This is a genomic window from Desulfosarcina alkanivorans, assembly GCF_009688945.1.
Taxonomy (GTDB): domain Bacteria; phylum Desulfobacterota; class Desulfobacteria; order Desulfobacterales; family Desulfosarcinaceae; genus Desulfosarcina; species Desulfosarcina alkanivorans.
In genome coordinates this window covers 421,393-434,569 of sequence record NZ_AP021874.1, presented here as the reverse complement: position 1 = coordinate 434,569, position 13,177 = coordinate 421,393, and the positions used below count along the sequence as shown (strand labels likewise).

Genomic DNA, 13,177 nt, shown 5'->3' with positions numbered 1-13,177 from the left:
ATGGTTAGGGATGGACACAGAACAGCGAAGCATGCCTCAACGCCTCAAAGACATCATTGAAAGCCTGCTCTTCGTCTCGGAAACACCGCTGACGATGGAACAGTTGAAGGGTATTCTCGACGGTGAGGACACCGCTTCGATCAGGGCCGCCGTTGAGGCATTGATGGCCGAGTTTGAACAGCGCGATGGCGGCTTCGTCCTCAAGCAGGTGGCCGGCGGGTATCAGTTCCGCACCCAGGGCCGTTACAACGAATGGATCAAGCGCCTGATCCGCCCCAACGCCCCGCGACTGAGCAAGGCGGCGTTGGAGACCCTGGCCATCATCGCTTACAACCAGCCCATCATCCGCAGCGACATCGAACATATCCGGGGCGTGGACAGCGGCGGTGTCCTCCGCATGCTCATGGAGCGCAAACTGATCCGGGTGCTGGGACGCAAGGAAATCCCCGGGCGTCCCTTGATTTATGCCACCACCAAACATTTCCTGGAAGTCTTTGAACTCAAAGACCTCAAGGACCTGCCCACCCCCCGGGAAATCGAAGAGCTCAGCCGGTCGCGACTCGAAGAACAGCCTGACATGGAAGCGCCTCCAGGCGCCGGCGAGCCGCCTGAAGCGGGAAAGCCGCCCGAAGCTGAAGCGCCCGACGTTGAAGACCCGTCAGATGCAGCTTCGGCGGCCTCTGACGATATTTCCCACCCTTGAAGGGGTATCCGGTCTCCCGTACCCGGCAAAAGGCTCCGGCAGCCGTTCCCGGCCGTTGAGAAGCAATACCGCCGTAGCGGTTGAATTCGCATTTTACCACCACATACAGTATTGATTTTTTAGTTGATATACATGATAAAGGGATCAATTAATTTTAGAGTTGGCGGCGGCGCTCCCCCTGGGGCGACCCTGTCGAAATGAAAATGAATCAATCAGCGGCCCCATCCGGCATTTTCTGATCCGCCGGGAAAACATGGGGTCGCTTTGCAATCCGATCGTTGCCCGGAGGTATTCCCATCAAAAGCGACCATCTGTTCAACACCAACGGCTCCCATCAGCGGGATTACAACGCCGCTTCCCTGGAGGTCCTCAGGGGGCTTGACCCGGTCCGCCGACGGCCGGGCATGTATACCGACACCGGACGGCCCAACCACCTCGCCCAGGAGGTGATCGACAATGGCGTGGACGAGGCCATTGCCGGTTATGCCAGCCGTATCGACGTCATTTTGCATGCCGACGGCTCATTGAGCGCGGCCGATGACGGCCGCGGCATGCCCACGGACATCCACCCGGAAGAAGGCATCAGCGGCGTGGAGGTGATCCTGCTCAAGCTGCACGCCGGGGCCAAGTTTTCCAACAAGGACTACCAGTTCTCCGGCGGCCTTCACGGTGTGGGCGTCTCCGTCGTCAATGCCCTCTCATCCCGCCTGGAAGTGGAAATCAAGCGCGACGGCAACAAGCATTTCATCAGCTTTGCCGACGGCCGGAAGCAGCAGGACCTGGAAATCACCGGATCCGTTGGCCAGCGCAACACCGGTACCTTCATCCGTTTCTGGCCCGATCCGGCCTATTTCGACACGGTCCGTTTCTCCGTCCGCAGGCTGCGCCACACCCTGCGGGCCAAGGCGGTGCTCTGTCCTGGGCTGACGGTTACCTTTACCGATGAAAAAAGCGGCGAAAAAGACCAGTGGCATTACGCGGACGGCCTGAAGGCATACCTGGCCGATGGCCTGCAGGGTTGCGACCTGATCCCCGACGAGCCCTTCGTGGGCAAACTGGATGGCGACGGTGAAGCGGTTTCATGGGCCGTGGTGTGGCAGCCCGAAGGCGGCGAAACCATCACCGAAAGTTACGTCAACCTCATCCCCACCCCCCAGGGCGGCACCCACGTCAACGGTTTCCGTTCCGGGCTATTGGCAGCCATCCGGGAATTCTGCGAGTTTCGCAAACTGATCCCCCGGGGCATCAAACTGGCCCCCGATGATATCTGGGACCGCTGCGCCTATGTATTGTCGGCCAAGATGACCGACCCTCAATTTTCCGGACAGACCAAGGAGCGGCTCTCTTCCCGGCAGTGCGCCTCCTTTGTCAACGGGGTGGTCAAGGACGCATTCAGCCTGTGGCTGAACCACCACACCGAAGCCGGTGAGCGCCTGGCGGAAATGGCCATCGAAAGTGCCCGCAACCGGCTCAAAGCCGGAAAGAAAATCGTGCGCAAAAAAGTCACCGCCGGGCCGGCCCTGCCCGGCAAACTGGCCGACTGCGTCAGCCAGGACGCGCGGCAAAGCGAATTGTTTCTCGTGGAAGGGGATTCGGCCGGCGGATCGGCCAAGCAGGCCAGGGACCGGCAGACCCAGGCGGTGATGCCGCTTCGCGGCAAAATCCTCAACACCTGGGAAGTCGATTCGGCCCAGATTCTGGGGTCCAAAGAAGTGCACGACATTGCCGTGGCCATCGGTGTGGATCCGGGGTCCCAGCACCTCAACGGGCTGCGCTACGGCAAGATCTGCATCCTGGCCGACGCGGATTCAGACGGCCTGCACATTGCCACCCTGCTGTGCGCGCTCTTTCTGCAACACTTCACCCCGCTGGTCAAAACCGGCCATGTGTTCGTGGCCATGCCCCCGCTCTACCGCATCGACATGGCCAAGACGGTGCATTACGCCCTGGACGAAGCGGAGAAAAGCGCCATTATCCGCCGCATGGAAAAGAAAAAGCCCAATGGCAGGATCAACGTCCAGCGATTCAAGGGATTGGGTGAAATGAACCCCATGCAGCTGCGGGAGACCACCATGGCACCGGACACCCGACGTCTGGTCCAACTGACGGTGGACGAAGACGAGGCGGCCTTTTCAACGCTGGACATGCTCCTGGCCAAAAAGCGGGCCGCCGACCGCCGCCAGTGGATCGAAGACAGCGGCGACCTGGCCGAAGTGGATTAAAGAAGGGGTCAGGGATTCAAGGGAAAACGCAAGACGATAACCGCATTGGACATTCGTAGTTGGATAGTGGGCATTCTGCGGTTCGCTTTTCCCGGCCAGCCCCCTTTTTTAATGCAGCAATGAAACAAAAATACATAAGGTATTGAAAGTATAATTAATATGAGCAATCATGCCTCCCCGCACATCGAGGGCAACGAACAGATGCCCCTGCAGCAGTTTTCCCGGCAGGCCTATCTGGACTACGCCATGTACGTCATCATGGACCGGGCCCTGCCCCACATCGGCGACGGTCTGAAACCCGTTCAGCGGCGCATCGTCTACGCCATGAGCGAACTGGGCCTGAAGGCATCGTCCAAGCACAAAAAATCCGCCCGCACCGTGGGCGACGTACTCGGCAAGTTTCACCCCCACGGCGACACCGCCTGCTACGAGGCCATGGTGCTCATGGCCCAGCCCTTCTCCTACCGCTACCCGCTGGTAGACGGCCAGGGGAACTGGGGGGCACCCGACGACCCCAAATCCTTTGCCGCCATGCGCTACACCGAGGCCCGGCTCTCCGCCTACTCCGAGGTGCTGCTGGCCGAGACCGGCATGGGAACGGTCCAATGGATGCCCAACTTCGACGGCACGCTCAGGGAACCGCGGGTGCTGCCGGCCCGCCTTCCCAACATCCTGCTCAACGGCACCACCGGCATCGCCGTGGGCATGGCCACGGACATACCGCCCCACAACATCAGGGAAGTCGTCGACGCCTGCATTCACCTGATCGACCATCCGGGTGCCGGCACCGAGGACCTGTGCAACCACATCCAGGGCCCGGACTTCCCTTCCGGCGCCGAGATCATCACGCCAAAATCGGAAATCGCAGCACTCTATCGATCCGGCAAAGGCGTCATCCGCATGCGGGCCACCTATGAACTGGAAAACGGCGACATCGTCATCAACGCCCTGCCCCACCATGTGTCGCCGGCCAAGGTGCTGGAGCAGATCGCCGGCCAGATGAACAAGAAAAAGCTGCCCATGGTGGCGGATCTTCGGGACGAATCGGACCACGAAGACCCCATCCGCCTCGTGATCGTTCCCCGCTCCAACCGGGTCGACAGGGATGCGCTCATGGCCCACCTGTTCGCCACCACGGAAATGGAAAAAACCTTCCGGGTCAACATGAACATCATCGGCCTGGACCGGAAGCCCGGTGTCAAAGGCCTTGTCGAACTGCTGTCGGAGTGGATCACCTTTCGCACTAAAACCGTCCGGGATCGTTTGGAATTTCGACTTGAAAAAGTCAGAGAGCGCCTGCATATCCTGGACGGATTGCTGCTGGCCTACCTGAATCTGGACGAAGTGATCCGCATCATCCGCAGCGAGGACAAACCCAAGCCGGTGCTGATGGACCGCTTCAATCTTTCCGATGCCCAGGCCGAGGCCATCCTTCAATTGCGCCTGCGCCACCTGGCCCGCCTCGAGGAGATGAAAATCCGGTCCGAGCAGGAGGAACTGGACAAAGAGCGTCAGTTCCTGGAAAAAACGCTGGGGTCCCCGGCCCGGCTCAAAACCCTGATCAAAAAAGAGCTTCGGGCGGACGCCAAAGCCTATGGGGACGACCGGCGCACGGCGATCGTCCGGCGCGAAGGCGCCCAGGCCATTTCCGAAGAGCAGCTGGCCCCGGTCGAACCGGTAACCGTCATCCTGTCCGCCAACGGCTGGGTGCGCGCGGCCAAAGGCCACGAGATCGATCCCCGTGAGGCGGTCTACCGCCCCGGGGACCGCTACCTGGACGCCGCCCGGGGCAAAAGCAACCAGCCGGCTGTTTTTGTTGACGAAACCGGACGGAGCTACAGCCTGTCCGCCCATACCCTGCCTTCGGCCCGCGGGTACGGCGAGCCGCTTACCGGCCGCTTTGTCCTGCCGCCCGGCGCCACCTTCACCGCCGTGATCATGGCCCCGCCCCATCAGCAATTGCTGATGGCCAGCGATGCCGGCTACGGGTTCATCACCCGTTTTGAAGATCTGGTGACCCGCAACACCAAAGGCAAGGCCATCCTTACGCTGCCCAAGGGGGCCCGGCCGCTGCTGCCCATCCTGCTGGAGGGCACTGCCGACAGCCTGCTGGCGGCCGTCACCAACGAAGGGCGCATGCTGGTCTTCCCCCTGGACAAGCTTCCGGCCATTGCCAAGGGGAAAGGCAACAAGATCATCCAGATTCCCGCCAAGCGGGCCCGGGAACGCAAGGAACTGCTGGCCCATCTGTGCCTGGTCCCGCAAGAAGGCGCCCTGACCATTTTTGCCGGGAAACGGTTTTTTAAACTGACCTGCGGCAACCTTTCCCAGTATATGGGTGAGCGCGGCCGCCGTGGAAAAAAACTGCCCAGGGGCTTCCAGAACGTGGACCGCCTGGAAAGCGAAGCGCCCGCCCAGGCCCCCCTGTCGCTGGCGCCGACCGAAGACGCGTAACGGTGGCGGGGTGACTGCCGCCGATGCGCCCTGAGCGCCCGGCCGAGGCATTCATGCCGGCCCGTCCGCCTTAACCCGAGTCCCCCTGAAGTCTGAATCGCCGCATGGTCTTTTCGAGTATTTTTTTTCTTTTCGCCTTTCTGCCGCTGGCCATCCTGGGTTACTACGGCCAGTACGTGCTGCTCGGCAACCGCCTGCGCAACCTGGCCCTGCTGATCCTGTCCTACCTGTTCTATCTTTTCGGGGCCCCCGGATTCATCCTGTTCCTGGCCGGTTCCACCGTGTTCGACTACGCCATGGGCCGCCTGATGGACCGGTGTGAACGGCGGAAACGATGGTGGCTGATCCTGTCCCTGCTGGTCAACCTGGGCCTGCTGGCCTGGTTTAAATATGCCAACTTCATGGTGGCCGAAACCGCCGGATATCTGGCCCGGATGGGCATCGACCTGTCCGGGTGGGAAGCGGTGGCCCTGCCGGTGGGCATCTCCTTTTTCACCTTCCAGAAGCTGAGCTACACCATCGATGTCTACCGGGGACGATGCCGGCCCATTGCCAGCCTGATCGATTTTTCCATGTATGTGGCCCTGTTCCCCCAGCTGGTGGCCGGCCCCATTGTGCGCTTTCGGGATATTTACGGCCAGATCGGAAGCCGGGTGGAATCCTGGACGCTGTTTTATGCAGGCGCCGTCCGTTTCTGCTGGGGCCTGTGCAAGAAGGTGATCCTGGCCGACACCTGCGGACGCTTCGCCGACGTCATTTTCAGCCTGTCCCCCGGTGAACTGGACACCGCCGTCGCATGGATGGGCGCCCTGGCCTACACCCTTCAGATCTATCTGGATTTCTCGGCCTATTCGGACATGGCCATCGGCCTGGGCATGCTTTTCGGTTTCCGTTTCCTGGAAAATTTCAACCGCCCATACAGTGCCGTCAGCCTGACTGATTTCTGGCGCCGGTGGCACATCTCCCTGAGCCGATGGTTCCGGGACTACCTGTACATCCCGATGGGGGGCAACCGCAAGGGGGCGGCCCGCACCTACCTCAACCTGACCGTCGTCTTCCTCCTGTGCGGTTTCTGGCACGGCGCCAACTGGACCTTTGTGATCTGGGGCGCCTACCACGGCCTGTTTCTCGTGATCGAACGGATCATGGGACTGCGCCGGATTCCCGAAAACCGGCTGCGCGGATTGCGGCGCCTGGCGACGCTGCTGGTGGTGGTCTGCGGCTGGGTCATTTTCCGATGCGACGACCCCGGCCAGGCCGCCCGGTTCTTCACGGCCATGTTCACCCTGACCGCCCGTGACATGCCCGCCGCGGTGGCCGGCCTGATGGACCTGAAGAACACGCTGCTCATGCTCTTCGCGGCCACGACCCTGATCCTGCCGTCATCAGGCCAGGATGACGGGCCATTGCTGGACACGCGCCCCTTTGTGGCCGCCACGGTCGGCATTGTCCTGTTCATGGTGCTGTTGCCCTGGTGCATGGCCATTATGGCCTCGGGCAGCCAGAATCCTTTCATTTACTACCGGTTTTGATCGATACGGTGAAAAAACTTTTCTCCATATGCTTTGTCATCCTGCTGACGGCACCGGTGGGCCTCTGGCTGGTGGACCGCCTCCACGCCAATGGGGACAATACCGTCCGCCAGGGCTTTCCCCGCCCCGAGTCCGCCATGTGGGCCGACCGGGACTATTACCAGGCGGTCGAAGGGTGGTTCCGGGAGTCCATTCCCGCCGGAAAATCACTTAAAATATTTCACAACTGGCTGAACTACCACCTGTTCTCCGCCACCGAAACGGCCGTGCACATCGGCATTCACGGCTGGCTCTACCCCGGTAGACCCATCCCGGCGGCGTCGCCGCCCGGAGACGCCCGACAGGCGGCCAACGGGCAATTGCTGAAGCTTCACGCCGTCGAAAAAATGATCACCGCCACGGGACGCCGCTTCCTGTTCACCGTGGTTCCCGGCAAGGCCGCCATCTACCCGGAGTATCTGGCCGCCGGGGACCCGGGGATACCCGACCCGTTTTACCGGGCCCTGCTCGACGCCCATGGGCGTCACCCCATGACGGGGCTGGTCAGGCTGGGACCGGCCTTGAAAAAGGCCAAACTCAGCGGCATCGAGGTCTATGGCAGGCACTCCCTGCTGTGGACCTGCGGTGGCGCCGCGGCGGCCGCCGAACAGCTCCTGGCCGCCCTGGATTCGGCCAAACCGGCATCGGCCGCGCGCCCGACGACACCCTGTCCGCCTGCGGACGATGACCTCTACCGCCTTCTCCTGGGCCAACAGCCCCGCGAGAAAGCGCCGCTGGCGGGCCCTGCCGCCGGCCCCCACGCCGTCACCGGTCCGGTGGCCGTGGTCTACGGCGACCACTGTCTGAATCGACTGCTGCCGTTTATCACCCACGCCTTTAACGCCATGACGATCATCGATGCGACCCGGGAACCCACCTTCGGGCAGAATGTCATGGCCGGCAACAGTGACCTGGTCGTTCTGGAAAGCGGTGAAACCGGGCTCGATCGGCTTCACCTGGACCTGGAGGCCCTTTATGCCGCGGCATCCCCGCGGATGCGCGGCGTGGTCGCGCGGGACCTGGCCATGGACCAGGCCTCGCCGGTGACCCAGTGTGCACTGGACGTCACCCCCGGCGGGCTCCAGATCCGATCCTCGGGCGAGGCTGCTTTTTTCAGGCTGCCGTCGGTGGACGGGTCGACCCCTGGTGTATTCAGGATGGTCAAACTGACGTTTCCGCCCACCCACCAGGGCACGATTACCGTCAGGACCCTGCCGGACCGGGCCGGATGGACCCATAGGGCGTTGAACCGGGAGACCCGCCACCTGATCGTTCCCCTGCCGTTCGACGATTCGGTGGAATTGCAGATCAACCCCAGCCGGCACCCGGGCGTGTTCACCCTGGAAAAAGCCGAATTGTTGAGTTTTTACGGCAAACACCCGCCGCCAGCACCGGCGGTTCCGGAAGAAACGGTGATCAGCGGGGATATCTACAGCGGGATGGAAATAGTGACGGAGGCACCACCGGCCGCCGTTCCGGCTTTCGACGCGGAGGCCCGCACCGTGTCCCATCCCACCGAGGAAATGCCCGACCTCGCCCTGACCGATATCGAAGCGGGCCGCATCTTTCAGCGCCGGGGAAAAGAGGCGGACATCGTTGTCAGCGGGACCTATGCCGGCGTAACGGGTCCGGTCCAGGCCCGGGTGGTCGATGCCGGCAGCGACAGGGTGGTGGTGCCTTGGACCGTGGTGGACGGTTCACCGGAAAACGGGCTCTTTACCGGCATTCTGCACCAGGTCCCCCAGGGGGGATGGTACCGGCTGCAGGTTCGCAGCGGCATCACCCCGTGGGTGGTCAAAAAAGGCCGCAACCCATGGGGGGTCGGCATGCTGGTCGCCTGCATCGGCCAGTCCAACATGCGCGAGTGGTTCCATACGGGGCGCGACCACCGCCCCTCCCCCCTGGTCATGCTTCACCGCAACGGCCGGTGGGTCACGCCCGAGAACGCGGGCAACGGCGCACTTGCAGCCGGCAATCGACTGGCCTCGGCGTTGAGGATCCCCGTGGGGCTGCTGGACTATTCGGTCAACGGCACCGGCCTGACCGCCAAGGCGGAATGGGGCAGCGGCTTCTGGCTGGACACCGGGCCCGGCAGCATTTACCGGCAGTTCGTAGACGGGGTCAACACCACCGGCGGGGCGGTGGAATACGTGGTGTGGATGCAGGGCGAAGCCGATGCGGCCCGGGGAACCGTGTCACGGGAGGAGTACCGGACGGCCCTTGAACGCCTGGTGGACGATCAGGTCCGCGCCGACATCGAAAACGGGTCGTCCCGCCCCCAGCTTCCCTTTCTGATGATCCCTCTGGTCAGGCGGCCCACCGGCAGGGACGTCACCTGCCAATGGATCCGGGATGCCCAGATGGATGCCCTGGAGACCATCGAGGAATGCCACCTGGCAGCCCTGTCCATCGACCTGGAGAACCGCGGACGCCAGCATCTGGCGCCGGCATCCTACGCCGTCCTGGGTGCCCGGACGGCCCGGACCATCCTCTACCTGCTGGACAAAGCCGCCTTCCACCGCGGCCCTGCCGTGGCGGATGTCACCAGGGCGTCGGACCGGACCATCCGGGTCGCCATCCGGCACCGCGGCGGCACCGACTTCACGCCCTGGTCGGACATCACCGGCTTCGACGTTTACGCCGGCGGCCGGCGGCTGCCCATTGCCGCCGTATCCCGCGGCGATGGCCGCACCATCCATATCCGGCTGGAAGACGAGGTGCCACAAAACTTTTCCGTGCGCTACCTGTACGGGGCCCACCCGGATACATCCAACCCGGTTCGCGACAACACGGACCTGCGCATGCCCCTGGAACCGTTCTTGCGGCCGGTGCCCGGAGAACGTAACGGATCCTGACCCAGGGGCCGGGCGCTGTTTTGCCCAAGCAAAGGGCGGCAGCCGCCTGATCGATGATCGCCCAGGCAGCAGAAGGCCGGATTCAGTGCCCCCCGGCCGTCGGCCGGTTTAAACACCGATGAAACGCGCTGTCAGCAAAGTTGCGCTCCAGGCGTTACCCGGCAACTTGAAAGCGAGGACGTTTCATATGAGAAGCCGGAAGCATCAGGATGTCCCTGCTGCGCCTGAGAATATGAGAAGAAATGATCCGATGCCCCCCGCTTCCGGATGCTGAATTCCGGCTCCCGGATTCTTTGGTAATGCCTGCAGCCACCGGTACTGCCCGAGACCTGGCCCCAAAAACCCGGTTTTCAGGCGCGATACAGGGTCTCAGGGCGGCACCTGCAGGGGGATGATCATTGTTCCCGAAAGTAATCATTTTTCACCCGCACTTAGACAGTGGCCTTTTTCTGTAGATTTGATATAACCGCGCCCATGAATAAATCATCCCGCCTCAGCAGATTCATACACCACGTGTCATCAGGAACGGAAAACCTTTTCACCTGCTGGCTGCCCCCGCGGACCGGCATTTTCTCCATGTTCATTCTGCGCCGCCTCTTCTCAGGCATCGGTCTGAACCCGGAACTGAAAACGACCCTCGGCGGGCTTCCCGACAACGCCGTCATCGTCTACGCCTCCAAAACCAAAAGCTACTTCGAATTCCTGTGCTATTACACCCGTTACATGCAGGCCGGACTGCCCTGCCCCCGGCTGGGCCTGGACTGCAGCGTCAGGGTCTGGCAGCCCGTGGGCCGGATGCTGCGCATCGCCATCGCCCAGATGCGATTCTTCCTGCGCCATTTTTCGTTCCGGGATCCTTACCGCAGCGGGTTCATCCGGGACGAAATCGACAGGGGCACCACGGCGTTTCTGCCGCTGGTGGAAAAACGCGATTTCTACCGCCGGTTCATCAAGTCCAAGACCGACCCCATCCGCCACCTGGTCGACCTCCAGCGGACCCTGGACCGGCCCATCTGCATCATCCCGCAGTTGATGTTTTTCAGCAACCACCCGGCGTCCACCTGGCCCACCCTGACGGACATTTTTTTCGGTTCACCGCAAAAACCGGGGAAATTACGGCGCCTGGCCACCCTGTTCAGGAAACCGGGCAACATCTTTATCGAGGTGTCCGACCCGATCAACCTCAAACAGTTCCTGGACTCGAGGGACAACCGGGAGCGCAGCTCCGAGTACCTGGCCCTGAAGCTGCGACGGGATCTGCTCAGCCAGATCAACGCCCACAGAAAAAGCATCACCGGCCCCTCCATCAAACCGCCGGAGGAGATCAAGCAGGAAATCCTCACCGCTGAGGAGTTGCGCCAGTTCATGGGCAGCTATGCCAGACGCCGCAAGATGACGACCTTCCGGGCCCATCGCGAGGCCATGGGCTATGTGGACGAGATTGCCGCCAACTACAGCCCCGCTTTCATCAATATCATCCACCGGGTCACCCAGCGATTGCTGGCGACCCTGTTCGAGTCGGTCAGCTTCAGCAGCGAGGCGCTGTCGGACATCAAGCGAAGCGCCCGTAAAGGCCCGATCGTTTTCATGCCCGCCCATAAAAGCCATATGGACTCGCTGCTGCTCTCCTTTACCCTTTACGACAACCACATGCCCTGCCCCCATGTGTTTGCCGGAAAGAACCTGGCCTTCTGGCCCATGGCGCCGCTGTTCCGGCGGGTGGGGGCCTTTTTTGTCCGCCGGAGCTTCAAGGGCGCCGTGTTCTACGCCAAGGTGTTTTCCGCCTATATCTTCCAGGTGCTCAAGGAAGGCTTCAACCTCGCCGTCTACATCGAAGGCACACGCAGCCGCAGCGGCAAGCTGCTACATCCCCAGCTGGGCATGCTCTCCATCCTGCTGCACGCCTATTTTGCCGGGGCCTGCCGGGACCTGATCTTTGTGCCGGTGTTCATCGCCTACGACCGCATCCCGGATGAAGGATCCTATCTGCATGAAATCAGCGGGGGCAAGAAATCGCCTGAGAACTTCCGGCAGATGCTCAAGGCCAAACGCCTGCTCAAAAACCGCTACGGCAAGGTGCACCTGAATTTCGGACGGCCGCTGCCCCTGAGCGACGTATTGGCCGAACAGGCGCTGACCGGCGCCGTGCTGTCCTCGAAGCAGCAAAACAGTCTGTGCCGGGATATCGGCGCCCGGGTGATGAACGCCATCGACCGGCAGACCGTGGTCACGCCCCAGTCCCTGGTCGCCGGCGCACTGCTGTCGGGCGGAAGGGAGCTGGTTTCCCGCAAGGAATTGAACTTTCGCGTCGAGGCCGCCATGAACCTGTTCTGTGCCCAGGGATCGTGCATCGCCGGCACCCTTGCCGACGGTCACCCGCCCGCCGTGCAGGGTGCCCTGTTTCATTACCAGCGGCGCAAATTCATCCAGCGGGTGGATGACAAAACCAAAGGCCAGGTTCGCCAGGATGCCTACCGCATCGTTGAGAACCGTCGCAATGCGCTGGACTACTACAAGAACATCAGCATCTGCCACTTCATCCCGCCGGCCTTCACGGCCCTGGCCATACTGGAAAAGGACGCCTTTCAATTTTCGGCGGCGGACCTGCACGACACCTATCGGCGCCTCCAGGACCTGTTCGGCGAGGAATTCAATCCCGACCCGGACCATCCCCCGGCCTATATCGTCCGCAAAACCGTCAAAGCCTTAATCGACAATGCCATCCTGGTTCCCCACCCGGTCATGCCGGACACCTACAACCTCTCTTCGGAAGGCTTTCGCAAGCTGGTTTTCTTTGCCGGGTATGTCGAACCCTTCCTGGAATCCTACCGCACGGCACTGGTCTATTTTGCCAAGAACCGCCGCAACCACCACGACAAGCCCAAAATGCTCAAAAAGATGCTGGCCATCGGCAACCGCATGCACCGCCAGGGCGAAATCCGGCTCAAGGAGTCCATCTCCAAGGCCAACTACGACAATGCCATCGCCTTCTTTACGAAAAACGGGGTAAGGGGCTCCGAGGATGAGGGAAATGTGCGCCGGTGGAACGAGGTTTTGGAGGGCTACCAGAACCTGATTTCACGATAGTGGTCAGCCGGAACCGGAATCTACCATGTCTGAACAGGCACTTTTCGGACGCGGGTTCGACTCCCGCCGCCTCCACCATTTACAAAAGACAAACCCGTCTCTCTGGTGTCATTCTCCGGGGTGACGGGTTTTCTTTTTCCCCTTGTTTCTAAAGGGTTTGCGCCCGTTTCACATCTTTCCAAAGCACCTCTCCGCACCATCGATTCTCCCCATCTTCCAGCCTTTCTTTCTCTGTTTGGCCCCTAATTCTCTGTTTTCTCCGGACCAAGTCCGAAGCTCGTCCGG

Annotated in this window: 6 protein-coding genes; all 6 read left to right on the top strand. The window is 61.7% G+C overall.

Annotated features, from left to right (window positions below):
- Nucleotides 1–10 precede the first annotated feature (10 nt).
- The 6 genes from scpB to DSCA_RS01950 all read left to right on the top strand — a co-directional run bounded on the left by scpB (nucleotide 11) and on the right by DSCA_RS01950 (nucleotide 12,892).
- On the top strand, nucleotides 11–703 hold the full coding sequence (scpB, locus tag DSCA_RS01975) for an SMC-Scp complex subunit ScpB (protein ID WP_197904715.1): 693 nt from the start codon (nucleotides 11–13) through the stop codon (nucleotides 701–703).
- Nucleotides 704–981: 278 nt separating this feature from the next.
- Nucleotides 982–2,925 (top strand): DNA topoisomerase IV subunit B, encoded by a 1,944-nt coding sequence (parE, locus tag DSCA_RS01970; RefSeq protein ID WP_269434638.1) that lies wholly within the window; start codon nucleotides 982–984, stop codon nucleotides 2,923–2,925.
- A 159-nt stretch (nucleotides 2,926–3,084) separates the two neighbouring features.
- Nucleotides 3,085–5,379 (top strand): DNA topoisomerase IV subunit A, encoded by a 2,295-nt coding sequence (gene parC, locus DSCA_RS01965; protein WP_155314831.1) that lies wholly within the window; start codon nucleotides 3,085–3,087, stop codon nucleotides 5,377–5,379.
- Between the two features lie 104 nt (nucleotides 5,380–5,483).
- The gene (locus DSCA_RS01960) at nucleotides 5,484–6,911 is read left to right on the top strand and encodes an MBOAT family O-acyltransferase (RefSeq protein WP_155314830.1); all 1,428 of its coding nucleotides are present in this window, start codon (nucleotides 5,484–5,486) and stop codon (nucleotides 6,909–6,911) included.
- 8 nt (nucleotides 6,912–6,919) lie between these two features.
- Nucleotides 6,920–9,805: a sialate O-acetylesterase gene (locus DSCA_RS01955; RefSeq protein WP_155314829.1), complete on the top strand. Its 2,886-nt coding sequence runs from the start codon at nucleotides 6,920–6,922 to the stop codon at nucleotides 9,803–9,805.
- 513 nt (nucleotides 9,806–10,318) lie between these two features.
- Entirely contained in the window at nucleotides 10,319–12,892 is a 2,574-nt protein-coding gene (locus DSCA_RS01950; protein ID WP_167527556.1) for a 1-acyl-sn-glycerol-3-phosphate acyltransferase, read from the top strand.
- The last annotated feature ends 285 nt before the right edge of the window (nucleotides 12,893–13,177 follow it).